Source organism: Bradyrhizobium sp. SEMIA (genome assembly GCF_014844175.1).
Lineage (GTDB): Bacteria > Pseudomonadota > Alphaproteobacteria > Rhizobiales > Xanthobacteraceae > Bradyrhizobium > Bradyrhizobium arachidis.
Genome location: NZ_CP046601.1, coordinates 7,948,153 through 7,970,208 on the forward strand (window position 1 = coordinate 7,948,153; position 22,056 = coordinate 7,970,208).

Annotated in this window: 21 protein-coding genes and 1 pseudogene; 6 read left to right on the forward strand and 16 right to left on the reverse strand. The window is 64.4% G+C overall.

The features are described from left to right. The first annotated feature begins 474 nt into the window (after positions 1 to 474). Positions 475 to 753 carry a VanZ family protein gene (locus FOM02_RS38180; RefSeq protein WP_265440969.1) on the forward strand — a complete coding sequence of 93 codons (279 nt, stop codon included), beginning with the start codon at positions 475 to 477 and terminating at the stop codon, positions 751 to 753. A 500-nt stretch (positions 754 to 1,253) separates the two neighbouring features. Here FOM02_RS38180 and FOM02_RS38185 read toward each other — a convergent pair whose 3' ends face one another. The 12 genes and pseudogenes from FOM02_RS38185 to FOM02_RS38240 form a co-directional block, all read right to left on the reverse strand. After that, positions 1,254 to 1,472: a hypothetical protein gene (locus tag FOM02_RS38185; protein WP_141263188.1), complete on the reverse strand. Its 219-nt coding sequence runs from the start codon at positions 1,470 to 1,472 to the stop codon at positions 1,254 to 1,256. A 178-nt stretch (positions 1,473 to 1,650) separates the two neighbouring features. Further along, positions 1,651 to 2,097: a CHRD domain-containing protein gene (locus tag FOM02_RS38190; RefSeq protein WP_051378071.1), complete on the reverse strand. Its 447-nt coding sequence runs from the start codon at positions 2,095 to 2,097 to the stop codon at positions 1,651 to 1,653. 143 nt (positions 2,098 to 2,240) lie between these two features. After that, positions 2,241 to 2,525 carry a hypothetical protein gene (locus FOM02_RS38195; RefSeq protein ID WP_027562182.1) on the reverse strand — a complete coding sequence of 95 codons (285 nt, stop codon included), beginning with the start codon at positions 2,523 to 2,525 and terminating at the stop codon, positions 2,241 to 2,243. A 112-nt stretch (positions 2,526 to 2,637) separates the two neighbouring features. Beyond that, positions 2,638 to 3,081 (reverse strand): hypothetical protein, encoded by a 444-nt coding sequence (locus tag FOM02_RS38200; RefSeq protein WP_027562183.1) that lies wholly within the window; start codon positions 3,079 to 3,081, stop codon positions 2,638 to 2,640. Positions 3,082 to 3,231: 150 nt separating this feature from the next. Next, entirely contained in the window at positions 3,232 to 4,959 is a 1,728-nt protein-coding gene (locus FOM02_RS38205; RefSeq protein WP_027562184.1) for a chemotaxis protein, read from the reverse strand. 5 nt (positions 4,960 to 4,964) lie between these two features. Continuing rightward, a complete protein-coding gene (locus FOM02_RS38210) occupies positions 4,965 to 6,056 on the reverse strand; it encodes a protein-glutamate methylesterase/protein-glutamine glutaminase (RefSeq protein ID WP_027562185.1) in 1,092 nt (363 codons plus the stop codon). Between the two features lie 16 nt (positions 6,057 to 6,072). Then, entirely contained in the window at positions 6,073 to 6,927 is an 855-nt protein-coding gene (locus FOM02_RS38215; protein ID WP_027562186.1) for a CheR family methyltransferase, read from the reverse strand. Positions 6,928 to 7,068: 141 nt separating this feature from the next. Then, positions 7,069 to 8,754, reverse strand: coding sequence for a methyl-accepting chemotaxis protein (locus FOM02_RS38220; protein ID WP_265440970.1), 1,686 nt, complete (start codon positions 8,752 to 8,754; stop codon positions 7,069 to 7,071). A gap of 38 nt (positions 8,755 to 8,792) precedes the next feature. Then, positions 8,793 to 9,254: a chemotaxis protein CheW gene (locus tag FOM02_RS38225; RefSeq protein WP_027562189.1), complete on the reverse strand. Its 462-nt coding sequence runs from the start codon at positions 9,252 to 9,254 to the stop codon at positions 8,793 to 8,795. Further along, a pseudogene (locus tag FOM02_RS38230) lies at positions 9,254 to 11,334 on the reverse strand (chemotaxis protein CheA). The gene FOM02_RS38225 and the pseudogene FOM02_RS38230 overlap by 1 nt, the downstream one beginning before the upstream one ends. Next, positions 11,331 to 11,696 (reverse strand): response regulator, encoded by a 366-nt coding sequence (locus FOM02_RS38235; protein WP_027562191.1) that lies wholly within the window; start codon positions 11,694 to 11,696, stop codon positions 11,331 to 11,333. Before FOM02_RS38235 ends, FOM02_RS38230 begins: the two are co-directional and overlap by 4 nt. Beyond that, positions 11,696 to 12,019, reverse strand: a complete 324-nt coding sequence (locus tag FOM02_RS38240) for an STAS domain-containing protein (protein ID WP_027562192.1) — start codon at positions 12,017 to 12,019, stop codon at positions 11,696 to 11,698. Before FOM02_RS38240 ends, FOM02_RS38235 begins: the two co-directional genes overlap by 1 nt. Positions 12,020 to 12,306: 287 nt before the next feature. On the opposite strand from FOM02_RS38240, the gene FOM02_RS38245 reads away from it, so the two are divergent. The 3 genes from FOM02_RS38245 (at position 12,307) to FOM02_RS38255 (ending at position 16,451) form a co-directional block, all read left to right on the forward strand. Then, entirely contained in the window at positions 12,307 to 13,425 is a 1,119-nt protein-coding gene (locus FOM02_RS38245; protein ID WP_027562193.1) for an HD domain-containing phosphohydrolase, read from the forward strand. A 187-nt stretch (positions 13,426 to 13,612) separates the two neighbouring features. Beyond that, the gene (locus FOM02_RS38250; RefSeq protein WP_027562194.1) at positions 13,613 to 14,281 is read left to right on the forward strand and encodes a hypothetical protein; all 669 of its coding nucleotides are present in this window, start codon (positions 13,613 to 13,615) and stop codon (positions 14,279 to 14,281) included. 19 nt (positions 14,282 to 14,300) lie between these two features. Further along, positions 14,301 to 16,451, forward strand: a complete 2,151-nt coding sequence (locus FOM02_RS38255; RefSeq protein WP_265440972.1) for an adenylate/guanylate cyclase domain-containing protein — start codon at positions 14,301 to 14,303, stop codon at positions 16,449 to 16,451. A gap of 473 nt (positions 16,452 to 16,924) precedes the next feature. Here the strand turns inward: FOM02_RS38255 and pobA are convergent, their stop codons facing one another. Further along, a complete protein-coding gene (pobA, locus tag FOM02_RS38260; protein ID WP_027562196.1) occupies positions 16,925 to 18,097 on the reverse strand; it encodes a 4-hydroxybenzoate 3-monooxygenase in 1,173 nt (390 codons plus the stop codon). 50 nt (positions 18,098 to 18,147) lie between these two features. On the opposite strand from pobA, the gene FOM02_RS38265 reads away from it, so the two are divergent. Further along, positions 18,148 to 19,053 (forward strand): helix-turn-helix domain-containing protein, encoded by a 906-nt coding sequence (locus tag FOM02_RS38265; RefSeq protein ID WP_265440973.1) that lies wholly within the window; start codon positions 18,148 to 18,150, stop codon positions 19,051 to 19,053. Positions 19,054 to 19,069: 16 nt separating this feature from the next. Here FOM02_RS38265 and FOM02_RS38270 read toward each other — a convergent pair whose 3' ends face one another. Further along, a complete protein-coding gene (locus tag FOM02_RS38270; protein WP_027562198.1) occupies positions 19,070 to 19,453 on the reverse strand; it encodes an SPW repeat protein in 384 nt (127 codons plus the stop codon). Positions 19,454 to 19,989: 536 nt separating this feature from the next. Here FOM02_RS38270 and FOM02_RS38275 point away from each other — a divergent pair. Continuing rightward, entirely contained in the window at positions 19,990 to 20,595 is a 606-nt protein-coding gene (locus FOM02_RS38275) for an NYN domain-containing protein (protein ID WP_027562199.1), read from the forward strand. Positions 20,596 to 20,620: 25 nt separating this feature from the next. Here FOM02_RS38275 and pcaG read toward each other — a convergent pair whose 3' ends face one another. Both pcaG and pcaH read right to left on the reverse strand, forming a co-directional pair. Beyond that, entirely contained in the window at positions 20,621 to 21,247 is a 627-nt protein-coding gene (gene pcaG, locus FOM02_RS38280) for a protocatechuate 3,4-dioxygenase subunit alpha (RefSeq protein ID WP_027562200.1), read from the reverse strand. 4 nt (positions 21,248 to 21,251) lie between these two features. Beyond that, the gene (pcaH, locus tag FOM02_RS38285) at positions 21,252 to 22,040 is read right to left on the reverse strand and encodes a protocatechuate 3,4-dioxygenase subunit beta (protein WP_027562201.1); all 789 of its coding nucleotides are present in this window, start codon (positions 22,038 to 22,040) and stop codon (positions 21,252 to 21,254) included. Positions 22,041 to 22,056: the final 16 nt, after the last annotated feature.

Here is a 22,056-nt window from a genome sequence, read left to right on the forward strand (position 1 = left end):
ACATCATACTCTTGGCTGCCATCGTGGCAATTTCGTTCGCGGCTGGTTATGGCACGCGATCCGTCGTCTCGCAGAGGCGTCGTACGCAATACCTCAAGTTGAAGCCTTATGTGCGCCCCTCCAAATCGTCAGAGCCTCCACAGTTCCTGATCCGTCCTCGCGGTGGAAATGTCGCACAGATGCCGAGGGTTGCATCAAACGGCCGTCGTGGCGGCTGATTCTGGCAGGTCTTTCCGGTCCGGCCCTCGCACGGTCCTGATGAAAATTTGGCGCGTCCGTCGATGCGAAGCGTCGGCTAGCGCTCTCGTCCGACCGAGAGGCGTGGCCTCCTTAACGATAGCAAAGGGTTTCCCGGCATCAGCTCGCAGAGTTGGGTATGGTGCGGACATGTTTCGGAACCCCCTCGTCGCGGCCACTAGCGTCTGCTTTGCCCTGATAAGTTACGCCACCTTGGCGAAGTTGGCAGGTCGCCCCGTGCTCGTCGGCCATCACGAAGCCTATTGGATTGTCGTCGTCGAGCGGTTCAGCGCTTATGGACTATTGGGCTTTCTCCTGTCCTTTTTGCTGCCTGGACGCTTCCGTCTCGCTTGCATGCTCGTGCTGTCAGTCGCAATCGGGCTCGAGGTTCTGCAAGCTCTAACGCCCGATCGCGATCCGGCCCTGGTGGATGTGCTGCAGAAAGCAGCAGGGGGAACAGTCGGTGTGCTGTTGGCTCAGACCATCCTCGCCTTTTTGCCCAGATCTCCATCCTAGACACGTTCTGCACACTCTGCTCAAAGCTCGCAGCAAGACGCAGATTGGCAAACTGCGGCTTCTGATCCACAATGCGCAATCTGTTGAGAGGATTTGGAACGATGGTCCGCAAACTTCATGTGCTTCTGGGTGGAGCTTTGCTCATTGCGACATCGCCCTCGGCAGTCGCCCAAGGCACCTATCCGAGCGGTGTGCGCAGTGGCTACACCGGCACTGCGTCTGGTTCATCCACCCCGACCACCGCCGCCACGGGAACGTCCTCCTCTCCGGCACCAGCGACTCGAAACCTGGGAACCGGCCAAGGACGTACCGAGGGCGCAATGGGCTTTACGCCGCAATTGCAGAAAGAGTTGGGGATTGGTCGTCAACAATAGGCGCGTTGCCAGTTATGTCCGAATGCGTGTTGCGCCTGGCCTATCCGTAAATTGATCGAGAACGCCCACAGCTGACCGGCGACATCATTCAGGCTTGCCGAACCTCTTACCGAGCCGCGCCCCTGATCAGCGGCTCACCGGTTCTTCCGGAGCATCCTGACCGCGAACCACCGCACGTGCGGTTCCGAGATCGATGGCGCGGCCGCTATGCGCGCGCAACATGGCCTCGAACGACTTCTTGACCCCGCCCAGGTCATGATCGATCGAAGCGTCGCGAAGCATGGCGCGCGCATCGGTGTGAAAAAGCAGGGCTGCGGCAACAGCCAGAGGGAACAGGTGCTTCATGCTGGGTCCGACGATCAATTCCAGCGTGACGTTATCGCGGCAAAGTGCGACCAAATGGCGACGCTTTCGTTGCCGCAGGGCGCCTCGATGAACGGTATCGAGATGAACGGTCTCGCGCGTGATCGTCGGGACCAGAGGCGTTAGCCTGCACCAAGCTGCCTGACTTGGCGGGCCGCCTCTACTTCATCATCTGCCCGCGCAACTCGCCACCCGGATTCGCGGCGGTATGGATGTTCGCATACCACTTGCCAGCCAGGAGATCCGCGGCCTGCGTGTCGGTCAGCGTGGCGCTGCCCTGGATCGGGCTCTGCACCGTCTTGAACGGCAGAGCGATGCCGGCGTTCTTGCCGGCCTCGCCGGGACCATGGAAATGGGCCCCCATCGCCGGGCCCGTCAGGCCGGCATAGGTGACAGTGTAGGTCAGGGTTTTCGTCTCGGTGTCGTAGGTCGCTTCCGCCTTGCCCGTCCCGGGCGAATTGTTCGGAGGCACCTCATTGCCGCCTTTGAGGTCGGCCTGAAGTTTCACGACCTCCGCCCTCGCCGACGCTGCTGTCGCAATCGTCGCCGCGCCCAACAAAGCTGTTCCCACCAGCGTCACGCACGCCCGATAAGCGGCCGTCCTCATGGCATCCTCCTGCAGGCTGTATGCCCGTGCGGGTTGAAACCCCGAGGCCCAGCCGGAAATTCCGGAGGCGAATTTATGCCTGATTCGGGGCAGCCATAGCGGGAATCTCGACGCGGATCGCAATGCCCGGTCCGGGCGATCGCTTACGCCACTCCGCGCCTGCCGAGGAACTCGTGCGGTGTCAGGAGTTCGGCCATCTGCCGATGCGTGGCCTGGAGTGCTGCGATGGCACCGTCGAGATCGAAATCAGACTCGCGGACGGAGGCGAAGAACTTGGCCGTCAACGCAAGATCCAGCTTGACGCGCGTCGTTCCGTCGCGGCTCTTGCGACGGTCAAGTGACAGGTGAATGGCTCTCATTCTGGCTTCACTGCTGTCGCAGTCGCACAGTCTTCCGAGCTCGTCATAGGTCATCCAGATCTGAGGCATGTTTCTTCTTCCACCACCGTTATCGGGCTTCAGATTTAGATTTCACGTCTAAAGGCTCGGTTGCTTCAGTCCGGCTACGGCGCCTTTTCGAGGCAACAGTGTCAATGCAGTACTAAGATGCGGGAGACCTGGGAGGTCCGGGGAAGTGGCGCGGCCGGGAACGGCTGTCGAGCCCCTTGGGCAATTTGTCATTGAGCTTCACCACCGCACATCGCGTCTCGGCGGCAGGTTGATCCTCCTGGCTGTAGATCAGCGTCGCCTCGAACATCACGTCAGGCGCTTGCCTCGCCGTTCCAGAGCAGGTCGCCATCGCGCCACTGCACACGCCAGAGAGCTCGACCTCGACCTCGTCATGCCCGAACACGGTCGGCGGCCCGTCGGCATACCGCTTGGTGGTCAGGAGGGCCGTGAAGCGCTGCTCGTCGACCCGATAGGATCCGCCATAGGTGAAGAAGCTGTCGCTGCCCGAGATCCGCCCTTCGGCCAGATGTACGACGCCGGTGCCCTGGCCACGCGGGGTCCTGAACCACGCAGCGTATTTGCCGTCTCTCAGCATGAAAAACATCCGTCGCAATTCCATGCGTATTTGCGACCAACTCTGGGGCGCGACAATGACCGATGCGACGAGCATTTCGCCACGGTTAACGCCGTGCAAAGCCAACCCGTCAAATTGCTGTAGGCGCGCGCAAAGGCGCGGCGGCGGACGTCAGAACAATTCTATGCCGTCATCCGCTGTCTCGACCGCCTCGACCCTGCGCGCGGTGGCGATCGACGCCAGCCCGAGGGTTTGCAGGAAGTCGCGGTGGACGTCCCGCTCGCGCTCCATCGTGTAGCGCGCGAAGAGATCGTCGAGCATCGTCTGATCCTGAGCTTGCGGTTGTGGCCGCTGTGCGCCCGCACTCGCAGTCTCGAGCCGCGCGGCAACCGCAGGCAATGCCGAGGAGCTCTCGCCCAGCGAGGTCATCAGGCCCTGCGCCGAATTCATCAGCCCCTCGAATTCGGCGCCTTCATCGACGAGCCGGCTCATCAGCTTGCCGAGCCGTTCGTTGCCGGCCTCGACCTCGCGCAGCGCCTGGAGGATCTGCGGCTCGAGCTTGGCAAGCTGGGTGGGATCGCCCTGCACGCGGAGCTGTTTCAGCTCCTGCGCGGAGCGTTCGATACTGTCGAGCACCGGCCGCAGGCGCCCCGCGCCCGCCGAGACCTGATCGGCGGTCGCCTTGAGCTCGTTCGCGATCACGACGAAGGCGCTGCCGCGGCTGCCGAGATGGCTGGCCTTGAGCCCGGCATTCATGCCGATCAGGGTGATGTCGACGGTCGCCTCGGCGAGCCCGGCGATCGCCTGGCGAAATTTTGCCAGCGTGTCCTCGACGATGGCGAGCGCCTCGTCGACCGCGCGGCCGGCGCTTTCGCAGGTGCCGATCAGGGTCGAGGCATGCGCCAGGGTCTGCTTGATGCGCGCCAGGAACGACGACGAGCCGCCCTCCTCGCCGCCGAACAGCGTGCGGCCGTGGCCGACGACACTGCCCGCGTCGTGCAGGATGGCGGACAGCGCGCGAACGATCTGGCCGATGTCGCCGCCGAATTCGCGCTGGGCATCCCTGAGCAGGGCCGCCTGCAACTGGCAGATCGCGCGCGCGCCGTCCTCGCTTACGACCGCTTCGGGAACGAGGCTCGTGAACGATCCCGACGCAAGGCCAAGGCCGCGACAGATATGCTCGAGGCGCTGGCGCGTGCTGTCGCCGGCCTGAAGCGAAATGATCGCGCCGCCGACCGCCTCGGCGATCTTCCTGGTGCTGGCGCTCGCGAGGTCGGCAAGCTGTCTGCCGTTGCGGCGCTGCTCGCGCAACCCCGAATAGGCCGCACCGAGCTCTGCGCTCTCGGCCACCAGCTGCCTGGCGTAGCGGCTCTCGAATTCCTTCTGCCGGCTGGACGCCGTGGCGACGGCATCCGACAGGCGCTGCTGGTCCTTCGCGCAGCCTTCGATCGAGCCCTGCACGGCCTTGCCGAGATCGTAGGCCTCCTGCGTGAAGGCGAGAAAGCCTTCGCGATCGCCGTCGAGCGAGGCCGCCTCGATCCGCGCGCTGCGCGCGATGATGGTGATCATCTGAATGTGCTTGAACAGCGGCTTGAGCAGCGACGACGCCTCCGCCGTGCTCTTGCCGATCGTCTCCAGGAGCGCGCTTTCCGCCGGCAGCGCCTCTGCGAGTTCGCTGAGCCGCGCGGAGATCTCCTGCAGGGCGGTGGCGGCGCCCTCGATCTCGGCGCCGGAGAGCTCCTCGGAGAGCGTCGCAAGGCCCTGGTTCAGCTCCTTGAACATGAGGTGGCCGCGGCCGAGATCATGACCGACGCGCGCGAAGACGTCCTCGACCCGCGACGAGACATCCTCGATCGCGGCGGTCGCCTCAGTCAGTGTGTTGGCCGGAATGGCGGACATTGCGATCAACCTGCCGCCGCGACATGCCCGGCCTGGTACCAGAGCATGATCTCGCGCGGGATGTGGTGCAGCGCGACCACCTTCTCGACGCCGCCATGGGCAATGGCTTCCTTGGGCATGCCGAACACGACGCAGCTCTCTTCGTCCTGAGCGCGCGTCGAAGCACCGAGCTTGCGCATCTCCAGCATGCCGCGGGCGCCGTCGTCGCCCATGCCGGTCATGATCACGCCGAGCGCATTGGCGCCCGCGTGCTGGGCCGCCGAGCGGAACAGCACGTCAACGGAGGGACGATGCCGCGACACCGGCGGGCCGTCCTTGATCGCGATCTGGTAGCGCAAGCCGATGCGCTGAAGCAGCATGTGACGGGCACCGGGCGCGATATAGGCGCAGCCCGGCAGCACCGGCTCGCCGTCCTCGGCCTCCTTGACGCGGATCTGGCAGACGCTGTCGAGACGCCTGGCAAAGGCTGCGGTAAAGCCCGGCGGCATGTGCTGGACGATGACGATGGGCGGACAATGCGGCGGCAGCATCTCGAGGACGTCGTTGAGGGCCTCGGTCCCGCCGGTCGATGCGCCGATGCACACGATGCGTTCCGTCGTCGGCCGGACCTTGCCCTGCACCGGCGGCGGGATGATCGCATCAGCCGTCAGCTTCTTCTCGATCACCCTGCGCTCGGAGCGCGGACGCACCCGCGCACGCGCCGCCGATTTGACCGCCTCACGCAACCGCGTCGAGCATTCGAGCAGCGCCTGGCGCGTGTCGATCTTCGGCTTCGGCACGATGTCGACCGCGCCGGCCTCGAACGCTTCGAACATCACGTTCGAGCCCTCTTCGGTCAGCGAGGAGCAGATGATCACCGGGATCGGACGCTGCGCCATGATCTTGCGCAGGAACGTCATGCCGTCCATCCTGGGCATCTCGATGTCGAGGATGATGACGTCGGGAATCTCGTTCTGGAGGCGGCGCGCCGCCGCGAACGGGTCGGACGCCGTCCCCATTACCTCGATATCGGGGTCTTCGGAAAGGATCGTCTGCAGGATTTGGCGCACCGACGCCGAATCGTCCACGATCAGTACGCGAACTTTCTCCCTCGGCATGTGGGCGGCGCTCCGATCAGACCTTGAAAATAGTTGGCTGGACTTGCTTCAGACCCGGCACTGCACTGTGAATCATCGATTCCGAATGACCTACCAGGAGATAGCCGCCGGGCCGCAAATGGCTGCACAATTGCTCGATCACCTTGCGCTGCGTCTCGCGCTCGAAATAGATCAGGACGTTGCGGCAGAATATGATGTCGACGTCGCGGTCGACCGGATAGGACGAATCCATGAGATTCATCCGCATGAAATGCGTCATGCGCCGCAGCTCTGGCACCACCCGCACCTCGCCGCGCAACTTGTCCCGCGACGACAGGAAGTATCGCTTCACGAAGTTTTCCGGCACCGGAGCGAGCACGTCGCGGGTATAGATCGCGGTCTTGGCAAGGCGCAGCACCGCCGTTGAAATATCTGTCCCGAGGATGCGGTACTGGAAGCGCGATCCATTCCGGGTCATGTCGTCCAGCACCATGGCGGTGGTGTAGGCTTCCATCCCCGTGGAGCTCGCCGAGCTCCAGATCTTCAGGTTCGCATTCCGGCGTCCATGCGATTTGAGCAGGGCCGGAACCGCCACGTCACGCATGAACGTGAAGTGCTGGGGTTCGCGGAAGAAGTCGGTCTTGTTGGTCGTCACCACATCGATGAGATGGGTGAGCTCGGTGTCGAAATGCTCGGCCTCGAACAGGTTCTCGACATATTCGTTGAGGTCGGAGAAGTTCAGCGCGCGGACGCGCTTGTGCAACCGTCCCTCCAGCATCAGCCGCTTGCCCTGCGGCAGCTTGATGCCGACCTGGCCCTCGATCAACTCGGCGATGGTCCGGAAGTGGCGGTCAGACAGATGCACCGCCGTATCCTGCATGGCGGGCATCATCGCTGCATGCCCCCAACCGGGATGGCCGCCGCCTGCACTGAATGTCGGGCCGAACGGGCCATCTTGAATCCTGAACGTTTACGCAATTGCTGGCGAGGGATCGGCCCACCGGTCAAGGGCGGACCGATCCCTCGGAGAGTCCTAGCGCTGGAAATCAGCGTCGCGATCGTCCTCGCCGTCGTTCATGTCGAAAGCGAAGCCGCCGCCGCCGGCCGCCTTCAGGGCGCGCGCGGGCCTCGCCTGCGGCTTCTTGGCCGGACGCTCGGCCGCCGCCATCGTGGCCGCCTTGGCACGCAGCTGATTGACCGCGCGATCGATCGGCGCCGGCGCCTGGCTCTTTGCGCCGTGGTCGATGCGGAAATAGGCGATCGTCGACTGGAGCTGCTCGGCCTGCGAGGCGAGCTCTTCGGAGGTCGAGGACACCTCCTCGGAAGCACTGGCGTTCTGCTGGCCGACCTTGTCGAGCTGCTGGATCGCCTGGTTGATCTGGGCCGAACCGACGTCCTGCTCGCGGCAGGCCGCGGTGATCTCCTGGACCAGTTCGGCGGTCTTCTTGATGTCGGGCACGAGCTTGGCCAGCATGTCGCCGGCTTCCTGCGCGACCTTCACGGTCTCGGTCGACAGCGTGCCGATGTCGGCTGCCGCCGCCTGGCTCCGTTCGGCGAGCTTGCGCACTTCGGAGGCCACCACCGCAAAGCCCTTGCCGTGCTCGCCGGCGCGCGCGGCTTCGACCGCGGCGTTGAGCGCGAGCAGGTCGGTCTGGCGTGCGATCTCCTGCACGATCGTGACCTTCTCGGCGATGGTCTGCATCGCGTTGACGGCGCGGCCGACGGCAACGCCGCTGGCTTCCGCATCCTTGGCCGACTGCGCCGCGATCTTCTCGGTCTGGTTGGCGTTATCGGCGTTCTGCTTCACGTTCGAGGCCATCTCCTCCATCGAGGACGAGGCTTCCTCGGCGGACGAGGCCTGCTCGGTCGCGCCCTGCGAGAGCTGCTCGGCGCTGGCGGAGAGCTCCTGGCTGCCGGCCGAGACATTTTGCGCGGCGGTGAGAGCTTCGGCAACGATCTGCCGGAGCTTCGCGACCATCATGTTCAGCGACCTGACGAGATCGCCGATCTCGTCGTTGCTCGCGGAAGGAATGGTCTGGTTGAGATCGCCATCGGCCACCGCTCCGGCAAGGCTGACGGCGCGGCCGAGCGAACGGCTGATCGAGATCGAAATCCACAAGGCTGCCGCGATCGCGACCATCAGCGAGACACCAAGAAGCGACAACAGCATGAACTGCGCCTGATGCCCCTCTTCCTTCGACTGGATGGCCTGGTCAGCCATCTGTTTCTTGGTGTTCTCGACATAGGCACCCATGGACTCGAGCGCCTCGTTCACGAGCTTGCGCCCCTCGTTGGTCGAGCGGTCCGTCGCCTTGGCCTTGTCGGTCTTCGCGATCCGGATCGTCTCTTCCTGATAGGCATTCATCTTGGCGTAGGACACCGCGAAGCCGTCGAGCAATTTCCTGCCGGCTTCACTGGCGAGCGCGTAGACCTCGTCCTTGGTCTTGAACGCAGCCTCACGCCGCTTGGCGGCATCGGCGGCGGCCTGCTCGACCTCGCTCTCATTGCCGATGATGGCGTTCTTTTCCGCGCGGAGCTGGAGGAGGACGTCCTTCTCGATCTGGGTCGCCTTCTCCATCCGCTTGGCGCGGAGGACCATGCTGTCGGCCGTCGCCATCATGTCGCCGAGCTTCATGTACGCCACGCCGCCGGCGACCATGGACAGGACGATGACCAGGCCGAACGCACTGGCCAGCTTTGCCTTGACCGTAAATCTCATCTTCAGCCCCTCGTCAGTCTCGCCCCCGAGACCTGCTCTCAATTCAGAATGCGTTCCATGTTGGGAACGATGACGAACTCTTCGCGCCATTTGGCGATGAAGCGAATGAACTCCGGTTTCCAATGCATGCCGACGCGCGGCGTCTGCTGCACATCGGTCTGCGAAATCTCCGTGACCTCGTAGACCTTGTCGGCAGTGACGCCGACCAGGACCGGCTCGCCGTCGAGCTGCAGCTCGATGACGACGATGCGGGTGTCGCCTGAATCGGCGAGCTGCGGCATGCCGAAACGGATGCGCAGATCGGCGAGCGGAATGACGTTGCCGCGCACGTTGATCACGCTGGGAACGAACGCGCGCGCCCCCGCGACCTTGGTCACGGGCACGGGATCGATGATCTCGCGCACGAGGCCTGCGTCGAGTGCGAACTTCTCCTCGCCGAGGCCGATCATCACGACCTGCATCGCGCCCGCCTGGTGCTCGCCGGCTTGCCCCTCGTTCATCACGCCGCCTCGCTGATGTGCTGCTTCTCGACCTTCGACTGCGCCAGCGTGACGAGCTGGGCGACGTCGAGGATCAGCGCTGCCGTGCCGTCACCCAAAATCGTCGCGCCGGAGAAGATCGTGACGTCAGAGTGCAGCTTGGAGAGCGACTTGATCACGGTCTGGTGGTTGCCGATGATCTGGTCGGCGACCAGGCCGACGCGGGTCTCGCCGGTCGAGATGATGATCGTTTTCTGGTGCCGGTCGGGCGAGCCCGATGCGGTCAGCAGCTCGCGCAGGCGCAGGAACGGAACGAGATTACCGCGTACGTTGAGGAAGTTGCGGCCGCGCGAGCGCTCGTCCTCGGCGGTCAGCTCGACGCATTCCTCCACCGCCGACAGCGGGATGATGTAGCGGCCTTCGCCGACGCGGATCAGGAGACCTTCGATGATCGCCAGCGTCAGCGGCAGGCGCAGCGTCACGATCGTGCCCTGGCCCGGCTTGGTCGACAGGTCGATCGTGCCGCGCATGTTCTCGATGGTGCGCTTGACCACGTCCATGCCGACGCCGCGGCCCGACAGCGCCGAAATGGTCTGCGCGGTCGAGAAGCCGGGATGGAACAGGAACTGGTGGATTTCGTGATCGGTCAGCACGGCGCCGGCCGCGATCAGGCCCTGCTCTTGCGCCTTCGCGCGGATGCGCGCGGTGTTGAGGCCACCGCCATTGTCCTTGACGGTGACGAGCACCTGCGCGCCGGAATGGACGGCGGCGAGCTCGATCCGGCCTTGCTCGGTCTTGCCGTTGGCGGCGCGCGTTGCAGTGTCCTCGATGCCGTGGTCGATCGCATTGCGGATCAGATGCACCAGCGGATCGGCCAGGCACTCGATCATGGTCTTGTCGAGCTCGGTGTCCTCGCCCGAGGTGACGAATTCGACCGGCTTCGACAGATCGCGCGAGAGGTCATGCACGAGGCGGCGGAAACGGCCGAACAGCGAACCGATCGGCACCATGCGCGCGCCCATCGTGGTGTCGCGCAAGGAGGAGGCGAGGCGCTCGATTTCCTCGGCGATCATCTTGATCGAGAGATCGGAGCCGGAGGCGGCGAGCTGGCTCAGCCGCGCCTGGGCGATGACGAGCTCGCCGACGCGGTCCATCAATTCGTCGAGCGCTCGGCCTGGACGCGGACGGTGGCAATGCCGCGCTCTTCGCGCTTGGCCTCGACCTTCGGTTCAGGCTTCGCTTCGGGCTTGATTTCGGGCTTGAGCTCCGCCTTTGCGGCGGGCGGCTCCGCGACGGGCGCGGCAACGACCTCGGCCACCGGAGCGGGCATCTCGGCGATCGGCTCCTCGTCGAGAAGCTGGAACAGCGGCGCCGGGGCCGGCACTTCGACATGCTCCAGCGGCGAGAGCGTCAGCTTCATCTCGTCCTGGACGAACATGAAGACGTCGTCGATCGCGTCCTTGTCGCAGGCCGCGTGCAGCTTGACGTCCCACTTCAGATAGCAGTCTTCCGGCTCCATCTCGTCGAGAAAAGGAATGCCGTCGGTGATGGGCACGACGAAGCAGGGACCGAGCTTGCAGAGGTCTTCCAGCAGGTCGAGCGGATTCGAGCCGTTGCGCAGGATGTGGGATTCGAATTCGAGATAGAGGTGCCAGCCGGCCTGCTTGCTCTCGGTCGGAGCCAGCGGCGGCGCTTCCACGGCCGCGGCGATGGGAGCTGCGGGCTGATCCGACGACACGAAGCGCTTGAGATCGTCGAGGATGGCGTCGCCGATGATGTCGTCGGTCGACTGCGGATCCTCGATCAGCGCGCGGATATAGTCCTTGGCGGCGAGCGCGACCGAGATCAGCTCCTGGCTTGGCTTGATCTCGCCCTTGCGGACGCGGTCGAAGGCGGTCTCGAATTCATGGGTGAAGGAGGCGACCTTGTCGAAGCCGAACATCGCGCCCGAGCCCTTGATCGTGTGCAGGGCGCGGAAGGCGGAATCGACCAGCTCGCGGTCGTCGGGACGCTGGCCGAGGTCGAGCAGGGCTCCTTCCAGGACCTCGAACAGCTCGCTGGCTTCCTGGCGAAAGACCTCGGTCGGGTCCATCACGTTCATGCGCGCACCAGCTTGCCGACGACGGCGAGCAGCTGCTCGGGCTTGAACGGCTTGGTGATCCACCCGGTGGCGCCGGCGCTCTTGGCTTCCTGCTTCACCGCATCGTTGGATTCGGTGGTGAGGAACACGATGGGCATGCCGACCGCGCTCGGCAGCTTGCGCAGTGCCCGGATCAGCTCCAGCCCGTTCATGACGGGCATATTCAAGTCGGTGATGACGAGATCGAGCTTGCCGGCCTGGGCCTTGGCGAGCCCTTGCGCGCCGTCGCCGGCCTCGATCACGTTGTGACCGGCCGGCTCGAGCACGACCTTGATCATCTGCCGGATGCTGGGCGAATCGTCGACCGTGAGAATCGTGGCCATCAGGTGCCATCTTTCTTTTGCGGGAAATGCTGATCGATCATCGCCTCGCTGGTGAAGCCGGCACGGCGAAGGGTGTTGCGCAGAGACTGGGAGAATGATGTGAGCACCACCGGGCGGCCCTGGGCCTCGCCCGTCTTGGCGGTCGACAGCAGAAGCTGGATCGAGGTCACGTCGGCCTTGTCGACGCTCGAACAATCGATCTCGAGCCGGTCCTGCCGGCCGAACGCCTCGCGGATCAGGTCATAGACATTGCGGATCGCAGCGATGCTGCAATCCGCCGGCAGCCGTAGGGACCACTTCGGCTCGGTGACATCAGACGACATTCGTCCCCCAAATTTCCCCGAGACTCACTGCACGCATGGCGCGAATCTCGCGCGACGACTATTCGGTGGGGAGAGTGTGCAAACCCCTAATGGGCATCCCCGTACAACTACGGGTCACAATCCCTAGAACTTCGCCTGTGCATGCAAGCATGCATGGCCTGCCCGAATCTCATGCGCTCCGCGCAGTCTTCAGGCTGCGTGATGCCGGTGAAACGTTTGCTCCGCGTTAAATCGCAAAGGCTATGTGTCGAGGTCATGCCTCGCCATCCGAACGAGCCCGGCCGCCGATGCTGACCCAAGCGCTCCTGGTTGATGACAGCCGCTCCGTCCTCAACTTCCTGAAACGCCACATCGAAGCCGAAGGTCTGGTCGAGGCCACCACCTTCCTCGATCCCGTGGAGGCGCTGGCCTGCGCGCGAGAGCGCGTGTTCGATCTCGTGCTGGTCGACTACGAGATGCCGCATATGGACGGCATCAGCTTCATCCGCACTTTGCGGACCCTGCCGGGCTGCGCCGACATCCCGATCGCGATGATCACCTCGCGACAGACCGATGACGTCAAGATGGAAGCGCTGCAGGCCGGTGCAACCGATTTCCTGCCCAAGGCACCGCAGAGCGTCGAGATGACGGTGCGCCTGCGGAATTTGATTCAGCTTGGTGCAGCCGTACGCAAGCTCAACGATCGTGCCGCGCATCTGGCGAGCGAAGTCGCGGCTGCGACGCGAAAGCTCGGCGAGCGCGAGGAGGAGATCATCCTGCGGCTCGCGCTCGCAGTCGAATACCGCGACAACGACACCGGCGAGCATACGCTGCGGGTTGCCCGCTACAGCCGCATCATCGCCGAGCAGCTCGGCCTGCCGGCCCGGCTCTGCCGCGACATCTACCTGGCCGCACCGCTGCACGACGTCGGCAAGGTTGCTATCCCCGACAACATCCTGCTCAAGCCCGGCAAGCTGACCGACGAGGAGATGGCGGTGATCCGGACCCATGCGACCATCGGCGAGAGGATCCTGGCGGACTCCAGTTGCGAGCTGATCCAGCTCGGCGCGCAAATTGCCGCAGGACATCACGAGCGCTGGGACGGCGCCGGCTATCCGAACGGCCTCAAGGCCGACGAGATCCCGGTCGCCGCGCGCGTGGTCGCGGTCGCCGACGTCTTCGACGCCCTGACGACGCGGCGCCCATATAAAGAGCCGATGCCGCTGGAGGCCGCGCGCAACTACCTGGTCGAGCATCAGGGCCGTCAGTTCGACCCGGCCTGCGTCGAGGCCTTCCTGTCGCGCTGGGACGAGGTCGTTGAGATCGCCGTCGGACAGCAGGCGACGCCATATCAGAAGACCGAGGCGACGCTCGTTCCTAATATAGAGAGTGCGGCGCAGAGCCGTCCGCCCATCCCGGCGGCCTGATATTATCCATTCGGCCAACGGCTTGCCGCGGCTCCGTTTTCTCCGGTCGCCGGGTTGAACCTGTTCCTGCTAAAGTGGCACCAATACTAAGAGTGATTCTGGTCACACATGCCTGGGCGCGCCGCTGCTACGCATCGGACCAGGACGGGGACCGGTAGAGCATCGGTCGAACTGGATGAGCATTCCCATGAAAAGCCTGATCGGCGCCGCTGTCGGCGCGTTCTGCCTTGCGGCCCCCGCTTTGGCGGAGACGCCGGCCGCGATCGTCGAAGACGTCCAGGGCAAGGTCGACGGCGTCGCGTTCATGGACTATGTGGCGCCGGGCAAGATCATCAAGCTCGGGCCCAAAGCGAGCATCACCCTCAGCTATCTCAAATCCTGCCAGCGCGAAACCATCAGCGAAGGCGTCGTCCTGGTCGGCGCCGAGCAGAGCACCGTGCAGCTCGGCGAGGTCAAGCGGGAAAAAGTGCCCTGCGATACCAACGCGGCGAAACTGTCGGAGCGCGAGGCGAACCAGAGCGCCGCGACCACCTTCCGCACCATGCGCTCGGACGCCAAGGGCGCGCCATCGAAGCTGCCGACGCTCTACGGCACAGCGCCGCTGGTGCAGGCCAAGAGCGGCAGCACGCTGGTGATCGAGCGCACCGACGGCAAGGAGCCCACGATCAGCGTGCCGCTCAAGACCGAGATCATGGTCGGCGGCAAGTTCTACGACTTTGCCAAGGCCGGAAAGACGCTCACCCCCGGCGGCAGCTATCTCGCCATTCTCGGCGCCAAGCGCTACGCCTTCCAGGTCGACGCCAGCGCCACGTCATCGCCGACGCCGATCGTCGGTCGCCTGCTGCGGCTCGAATAGGCGACCAAGCGACGGGGCGATGCGGCGGATCGGCAGACGGGACATCGTTGCGGCGATCCTGATCGCGCTCCTTGCGGGCGCGGTCTTTACGTCCCCGCCGCTTCGGTCGCTGCAAGGTCTCTCGCTTGATATCCTCACGGCGCTGCGCGGCAAGATCGTCGGCGACCGCCGCGATCCCGCGACATCGCCTGTGGTCGTCGTGGCGATCGACGGTGAGACCTACGACACCCCACCCTTCAAGGGATCGCCGACACAGACCTGGACGCGCGAAATCGGCCGGGTGCTCGGCAGCATCACCGACGGCGGCGCCAAGGTGATCGGCTTTGACGTGATCTTTCCGAGCTCGATCGAGCAGTCCGAGATCCCCTTCGGCGACGCGCCGCTCGGAAGCCGCATGAGGGGTTTTGATCGAGACTACCTGATCGCGCTGCGACAGATCTCCGATGGCGGCAAGCTGGTGCTCGGCGAAATCCTGAGCAACGACCACCCGGACACGCCGTACACCGCGCAGCGGGTGGCGGTGCGAAACAACATCCGCGCGCTCAACGTCCACACCGACGCGGACGATGTCATCCGGCGGATGCCGCTCAGCTTCTCCATCGATGGCAAGCCGGTCCCGGCGATGGCGGTCGAGCTCGCCGCACGTGCGGTCGGAGCGAAGGTCGAGCTTGCACCGTCAGGTGCAGCCGAATTGTCCGGCTACACGATCCCGAGCGCGGTACCGAATACATTGACGCTCAACTTTCGTGGGCTCGGCCGCGACGTACCGGCCTATTCGTTCGCCGATCTGCGGGCCTGCGTCGAAAAAGGCGACCGTGACTTCTTCCGCCGCGCCTTTGGCGGCAAGGTCGTGCTGCTCGGCACCGCGCTGAATTTCGAGGACCGCAAGCTGACCTCGATGCGCCTTGCGAGCGGCTATGACGGCGCGCCGGGCGTGCGGTGCGCCCTGCCCGCACCCGCAAGCACCGCGCAGAATGCGCGCAGTGACGTCGCCGGCGTCTTCGTGCACGCGACCGTGGTGCGGAACCTGATCGAGCGCGATGCCGTGACCGAGCTCGGTTTTCCCATGCGGACCGTTCTGACAATCGTGTTCGCGGCGATCATCGCCTGCGCCGCCTGCCTGCTTGCACCGGGCGGCGCGCTGATCGTGTGGCTAGCCCTCACCGCCATTTACACCGCCGCGGCTGTCGGCGCATTCGTGCATGCGATGGCGCTGCCGCTGACCGAGCCCGCGCTCGCGAGTCTTGCTGCACTGGCGATGATGATCGGTTACCGCTTCGTGCTGGCCGATCGCGACGAGCGTTTCCTGCGCAAGAGCTTTGCGCTTTATCTCGCCCCCGAAATCATCGAGACCATGGTCGCCTCCGGCAAGATGCCGGAGCTCGGCGGCGAGATGCGCAACGTCACCATGTTCTTCTCCGACCTCAGCGGCTTCTCCTCGATCGCGGAGACGATGACGCCGGGCGAGCTGGTGAAGCTGATGAACGAATATCTCTCCGCCATGACCGACATCATCGAGAGCCATGGCGGCTATGTCGACAAATATATCGGCGATTCCATCGTCGCCATGTTCGGCGCGCCCGCCGACGATCCCTCCCATGCGCGCAATGCCGTCCACGCCGCTCTGAAGTGTCACGAGAAGCTCGCGGGGCTGAACGCCAGCAATGCCGCCTTCGCCGGTCACGGCCTGTCGCACCGCATCGGTCTCAACAGCGGCGAAGCCGTGGTCGGCAATATCGGCTCGCGCCGCCGCTTCAACTATACCGTGATGAGCGACACCGTGAACGTCGCCTCGCGGCTCGAAGGCGCGAACAAATATTACGGCACCGCGATCATGGCCTCGGAGGCGACCGTGGCACAAACCGGCGATACCTTCGCCTGGCGCGAGCTCGATGCGATCAGGGTGATGGGACGCGGCGAGGCGATCAAGGTGTTCGAACCGCTGGCCAACAGGGGCGCGCAGAGTGCGAAGCAGGCGAAGGTGGCAGCAGCGTATGCGGAAGGCCTGGCCTGCTGGCGCGCCCGGGAGTTCGCGAAGGCGGCTGACGCGTTTGCGAAGACCGCGAATACCGATCCAACGTCAGCGCTGTTCGCAAAGCGCGCCCAAGCTCTCGCGGCCAATCCGCCGCCGCCGGATTGGACACCGGTCAACGCGCTGGAAGGGAAGTAGTTGCCGCCGCGGCCCGGTGCGTCTTTCAACTGGCGCAAATGCGCCATGTTAGCTCGGATAGGTTCGCCTGCCCAAGGTCGAAGAAACGGGCTAAGGTTGCAGCCCCATCGAGGGCAAAAAGGCAAGTTCGATGTCCCCAATCAAGCTCTTGTCGATTGGATTGATCGCGATCGCCATGCTCACAACGTCCGCTGTGGCTCGCGAGAAGCGACGCGTCATAATACGCGCGCCCTTTGATATAAACCATTCCGCCACCGCCGGCCGTTCCTACAAGCTTCCGCTTGAACCGGATGGCCGTTGGATTTTCTGGGACGGCATTCCAATATGGTTCGGTCCGTCGGTCCGGGGCTGGCCCGGTCACATTTGCGACTGGGGCGACAATGGGCGGATTTGCTGAGTCATTTGATGCCGGTCTGACGCATCAATTTTTCTTCACGCGCGCGACGGATTTGTGAGCGGGCAGCTGCCACTAGCTAAAACGGCAGCCCCACGTAATTCTCCGCAAGCAGGCGCTGCGCGGTCTCGGACGAGAGCAGGTAGTTCAGCTCGGTCTGCTGCAGCCGGTCCTCATATTCGAGCCGGTCGGGGAAGCGATGCAGCATCATCGTCATCCACCAGGAGAAGCGCTGCGCCTTCCAGATCCGCGCCAGCGCCTTGGCGGAATAACCCTCAAGGCCGGAATCATCGCCGCGCTGATAGTGCGCGAGCATCGCATGATAGAGGTAATAGATGTCGGAGGCGGCGCTGTTCAGCCCGCGCGCGCCGGTGGGCGGCACGATATGAGCGGCATCTCCGGCGAGGAACAGGCGGCCATAGCTCATCGGCTCGGCGACGAAGCTGCGCAGCGGCGCGATGCTCTTCTCGATCGAGGGCCCCGTGATCAGCCGGCCTGCGACCTCGTCCGGCAGACGGCGCTTCAGCTCGGCCCAGAACGCATCGTCGCTCCAGTCCTCGACCTTGTCGGTGAGCGGCACTTGGACGTAGTAACGGCTGAGCACCTGCGAGCGCAGCGAGCAGAGCGCAAAGCCGCGCTCGTGCTTGACATAGATCAGCTCGGGCGACACCGGCTTCGTGCGCGACAACACACCAAGCCAACCGAACGGATAGACCTTCTCGTATTCGCGCAGCACGTCCTTAGGGATCGATTTGCGGCTGACGCCGTGAAAGCCGTCGGCGCCGACGATGTAGTCGCAATCGACGCGGAGGGTCTCGCCGTTCGCGCGGTACGTCACGTAGGGCCGGTCCGAGGTCAGATCATGCGGCGTCACGTCTTCCGCATTGTGCATGACCTTGCCGCCGAGCCGATCGCGCGCTTCGTAGAGATCGCGCGTGAGCTCGGTCTGGCCGTAGACCAGCACCGAATTGCCGCCGGAATGCTTGTGCAGGTCGATATGGGACAGCCTGCCGTCATGGGCGATCTCGAATCCACCGTGAATCTCGCCCTCGCGGTCCATCCGCTCGCCGCAATGCGCCTCGCGCATCAGCTTCGCAAAACCATGCTCGAGCACGCCGGCGCGAATTCGGGCCAGCACGTGGTCGCGGCTGTATTTCTCCAGCACGATCGTGTCGATGCCCTTCAGATGAAGGAGCTGGGACAACAGCAGCCCGGACGGCCCACCGCCGATGATGCAGACCTGAACTTTCATTTTTGCGTCCTCCCGTCGGCACTTTTTTGCAGATTCAACCCCGCAAACCGATGGAGGGTTTCGTCTTTGTCTTGTACTATTCGAACATGAGACACGTAGCCCCTGCCCCGGCGATCCGGGTCTATAATCTGTTCGGCGAGTCCGGCGATCTGCCCGACGTCGTGCATTGCGAGACCATCGCGTCCCGCTCGGTGCTGCACGATTGGACGCTGGCGGTGCACCGCCACGCCCGGCTGCACCAGGTGCTGCTGATCGAACGCGGCGGCGGCGAGGCGACGCTCGACGGGCGGGTGGTGGCGCTCCGGCCGATGCAGATCGTCAACGTGCCGGTCGGCCATGTCCACGGCTTCCGCTTCGAGCCCGATACGCAAGGCTGGGTGCTGACCATCGCCGCAGAAATCCTGGACGAGGCGCTGCTCGCCGCGGAAGGCCTGCGCGGGGCGCTGTCACGATCGGCCGTGGTGCGCGGCACGCCGCAGATCCGCACGACCATGAAGCAGATTTTTGCCGAGCACGCTGCGCGCGATTTCGGCCGCGCCCATGTGCTGCGCGCTCTGTCGTCGGCCATGATCGGGCTGGTGGCTCGTGCGCTCACCGGCGAGAGCGGCGGTGCGGGCACGGCGGAAAGTGGACTGTTCCGCCGCTTCGAGGCGCTGCTGGAGCAGCATCATCTGGAGCGCTGGAGCGTCGCGGACTACGCCCGCGCGCTGTCGATCACGCCGACCCATCTCAACAGGATCACGCGGGCGGCGACCGGCGATACCGCCTCGCACCTGATCCTCAACCGCCTGATCCGCGAGGCGCGGCGCAACCTCGTCTACACCAATCTGCCGGTCTCGACGATCGCCTATGCGCTCGGCTTCGAGGACCCCGCCTATTTCAGCCGGGTCTATGCCGCGGCCACGGGACTGTCGCCGCGCGCCTTTCGCGCGCAGCTCCATGGCGGCGAGGGCTGAGGAGGCCTCGGAAGAGCTATTGGTGCGCCGCCCTCTCCTGCTCTGTTTCCATCTCCGGATGCCTCTTCTGGTAATGCAGGAAGAGATCGAGCAATGCCAGGAGCATGATGGCGACGCCGAAGCCGATGCTGAGATGCATCGCCCGCGTGTGCGGGAATCCAAGCAGCCAGGGCGAGGCGATGAGCCAGACGCCCATCAGGACGTTGATCCACTCCTCCCAGTCGCGATAGGCAATGATGGCCGCCAGCGAGAGGATGACGATGATCGCGCTCGTCACCCAGAGGTCGATCTTGCCCTGGCTGTTCGTCAGCTTGAACAGCCACGGCGATAGAAAGAGGACAGCCGCGAGAAACAGATTGTAGACGTCAGGGGCGGTTTCGCGCTCTTGCAGTCTGCTCATGACAGCCCCTCCGCGGGAAGACGTACCGAAACAAATGTTGAGAAACACCTCTGTTCCCGACCGGCAGGGACCTTCTGCGTAGACTTTGGTCTCACTCAGGAACCGAAGCGACGGCGATATCCCTGAGCCGCGATGGCCAGCACGCGCAAGAAGAGCGGCGCATGGTCCGACCCGAAGCCGCAATGCCGGGATATCCCCTTCATCGGCAGGCGCGACGGCATCCGCCGCGCACCGCGATTGCGTCTGTTGCCGGCGCAGGCACTTACCTTCGTATATGGCGTCCCATCCTTTGGATAGCGGCTGTTTACCTCCGTACAATTGAGCCGGGTCTGCGCCGGCCCTAGCGTGGCGGCATTCGGCGCCCTGGCGCTGGTGGCATGGATCCTCCCTAACCTTGGCGCAAGGCGGCCACCCCTGTCCGGTTGCCTGCGCCGCCTTTTTCGGCAAGCTATCGGCGCATTCAGTGTTTTCCGGCCGACGCGCCGCCATTCGGCTGGACCGTCCGGCTTTCGTGCGGAACTGGGGATTTGTGCCTAATGTCTTCAATTGGGAAGATCGCGCTCTTTATCGATGGCCCCAATCTCTATGCCACCTCCAAGGCGCTCGGCTTCGACATCGACTACAGGCGTCTGCTCGGCGAATTCCAGAGCCGCGGTACGCTGTTGCGGGCCTTCTACTACACGACCGTCATCGAGGATCAGGAGTATTCGTCAATCCGCCCGTTGATCGACTGGCTCGATTATAACGGATATACCGTCGTCACCAAGCTCACCAAGGAGTTCGTCGACGCCAACACCGGCCGCCGCAAGGTGAAGGGCAGCATGGATATCGACCTCGCCGTCAGTGCGATGGAGCTCGCCGAACACGTCGATCAGATCGTATTGTTCTCCGGCGATGGAGACTTTCGGTCGCTGGTGGAAGCCCTGCAACGCCGCGGCGTCCGCGTGACGGTCGTCTCCACTCTCTCCACCCAGCCGCCCATGGTCGCCGACGAGCTGCGCCGACAGGCGGACGTCTTCATTGATTTGGCGGAGCTGAAACCGAAAGTGGGGCGCGATCCGGCCGACCGGCCGCGCGAGCTGCGCCAGCCGCCGCAATTCCTCACGCGCGGAACGATCAAACGCGACGACCGGGTGGAGTGATCCTGCGAGACGATCCGCCGGATCCTCACACGTCGAAGAACACCGTCTCCTCCGGCCCCTGCAAATTGATCGTGAAGGAATACACGGCCTTGCCGGCACGTTCGCTGCGCGTGGCGATCAGCGTCTTCCGGCGCACCGGCGGCTCGACCAGATTGAGCACGGGATCGGCGGCATTGGCGGCCTCTTCATCCGAGAAGTAAATGCGTGTGTTGAGGCCGATGTTGATACCGCGCGCGACGATCCAAACATTGACGTGCGGCGCGCATTTGCGCCCCGCCTTGTCGATGATGGCGCCGGGCTTGATGGTCTCGAAGGTGACGAGGCCGCTCTCGAAGTCGGAGCCGGCCCGGCCCCAGCCGCGAAACGCCTCGTCCAGCGCGCCGGCCGAGCGGTCGGCCGGATGGTTGTAGCGGCCGCTGGCATTGGCCTGCCAGATCTCCAGCAGCACGTCGCGCAGCACCGTGCCGCTGCCGTCGAGCACCTTGCCTTCCAGCGTGATGCGCTCGCCCAACGTGTTCGGCGTTACCAGCACGTTGGAGAAGTTCTTCTCGAAGATGTCGAAGCCGGCCATGGCCGGGATCAGGCCGATATGGACGTAGGGCCCAGCGGTCTGCGAAGCGGTTTCCTTGAGGTAGTTGAGCGGCTGCGGCATGGGCTCAGTTTCCTTCGGGGCGATTTTCAAAATAGGTGGAACGCTGGCCGCGCAGCACGATGTCGAAGCGGTACGCGAGCGAGTCGAACGGCGTCGAGGCATTGAGGTCGAGCGGCGCCACGAGGCGATCCAGCGCGTCCTTGTCCGGGATCGTCGTCAGGATCGGGCAGACCGGGATCAAGGGATCGCCCTCGAAATACATCTGCGTGATCAGCCGCTGCGCAAAGCCGGAGCCGAACACCGAGAAATGGATGTGGGCGGGACGCCAGCTGTTGACGAAGTTGCGCCAGGGATAGGGGCCCGGCTTCACGGTGCGGAAATAGTAATAGCCGGTGTGGTCGGTCAGGGCGCGGCCGCAGCCGCCGAAATTGGGATCGATCGGCGCCAGATACGTGTCCTTCTTGTGCCGGTAGCGGCCACCGGCATTGGCCTGCCAGAACTCGACCAGCGTGTTCGGCACGCCGCGGCCGGTCTCGTCGAGCACGCGGCCGTGGACGATGATGCGCTCGCCGACGGGATCGCCATCCTTGGCGTAGTTGCGGATCAGGTCGTTGTCGAGCGGGCCGAGATCGTTGTGGCCGAACACCGGTCCCGTGATCTCCGAGACCGAGTTCTCCAGTGACAGCAGCGCCTGGCGCGGCGAGCGCAGCACCGAGGATTTGTAGCCGGGCGCATGTGCCGGCGGGTGGATCGAACGGTCGCGCTGAAAAAAGCCGCCATCGCGGGGCGTGAACGGTTCGGGGCGGTTGAGGCGGGGATCCTGCAAGGCTGGAATCGGAGCCTGGGCATTCATCGGCGTTGTCTCTCCC

Excerpts from the sequence above, each read along its gene's own strand:
- FOM02_RS38210 (WP_027562185.1), bottom strand. The coding sequence starts at position 6,056 with ATGCCGAGGGAGAAAGTTCGCGTACTGATCGTGGACGATTCGGCGTCG.
- FOM02_RS38265 (WP_265440973.1), top strand. The coding sequence starts at position 18,148 with ATGGAGGGTTTCGTCTTTGTCTTGTACTATTCGAACATGAGACACGTA.
- FOM02_RS38220 (WP_265440970.1), bottom strand. The coding sequence starts at position 8,754 with ATGAGATTTACGGTCAAGGCAAAGCTGGCCAGTGCGTTCGGCCTGGTC.
- FOM02_RS38240 (WP_027562192.1), bottom strand. The coding sequence starts at position 12,019 with ATGTCGTCTGATGTCACCGAGCCGAAGTGGTCCCTACGGCTGCCGGCG.
- FOM02_RS38255 (WP_265440972.1), top strand. The coding sequence starts at position 14,301 with ATGCGGCGGATCGGCAGACGGGACATCGTTGCGGCGATCCTGATCGCG.
- FOM02_RS38225 (WP_027562189.1), bottom strand. The coding sequence starts at position 9,254 with ATGAACGAGGGGCAAGCCGGCGAGCACCAGGCGGGCGCGATGCAGGTC.
- FOM02_RS38270 (WP_027562198.1), bottom strand. The coding sequence starts at position 19,453 with ATGAGCAGACTGCAAGAGCGCGAAACCGCCCCTGACGTCTACAATCTG.
- FOM02_RS38185 (WP_141263188.1), bottom strand. The coding sequence starts at position 1,472 with ATGAAGCACCTGTTCCCTCTGGCTGTTGCCGCAGCCCTGCTTTTTCAC.
- FOM02_RS38195 (WP_027562182.1), bottom strand. The coding sequence starts at position 2,525 with ATGCCTCAGATCTGGATGACCTATGACGAGCTCGGAAGACTGTGCGAC.
- FOM02_RS38250 (WP_027562194.1), top strand. The coding sequence starts at position 13,613 with ATGAAAAGCCTGATCGGCGCCGCTGTCGGCGCGTTCTGCCTTGCGGCC.
- FOM02_RS38215 (WP_027562186.1), bottom strand. The coding sequence starts at position 6,927 with ATGATGCCCGCCATGCAGGATACGGCGGTGCATCTGTCTGACCGCCAC.
- FOM02_RS38205 (WP_027562184.1), bottom strand. The coding sequence starts at position 4,959 with ATGTCCGCCATTCCGGCCAACACACTGACTGAGGCGACCGCCGCGATC.
- FOM02_RS38200 (WP_027562183.1), bottom strand. The coding sequence starts at position 3,081 with ATGCTGAGAGACGGCAAATACGCTGCGTGGTTCAGGACCCCGCGTGGC.
- pobA (WP_027562196.1), bottom strand. The coding sequence starts at position 18,097 with ATGAAAGTTCAGGTCTGCATCATCGGCGGTGGGCCGTCCGGGCTGCTG.
- FOM02_RS38235 (WP_027562191.1), bottom strand. The coding sequence starts at position 11,696 with ATGGCCACGATTCTCACGGTCGACGATTCGCCCAGCATCCGGCAGATG.
- FOM02_RS38275 (WP_027562199.1), top strand. The coding sequence starts at position 19,990 with ATGTCTTCAATTGGGAAGATCGCGCTCTTTATCGATGGCCCCAATCTC.
- pcaG (WP_027562200.1), bottom strand. The coding sequence starts at position 21,247 with ATGCCGCAGCCGCTCAACTACCTCAAGGAAACCGCTTCGCAGACCGCT.
- FOM02_RS38245 (WP_027562193.1), top strand. The coding sequence starts at position 12,307 with ATGCTGACCCAAGCGCTCCTGGTTGATGACAGCCGCTCCGTCCTCAAC.
- pcaH (WP_027562201.1), bottom strand. The coding sequence starts at position 22,040 with ATGAATGCCCAGGCTCCGATTCCAGCCTTGCAGGATCCCCGCCTCAAC.
- FOM02_RS38190 (WP_051378071.1), bottom strand. The coding sequence starts at position 2,097 with ATGAGGACGGCCGCTTATCGGGCGTGCGTGACGCTGGTGGGAACAGCT.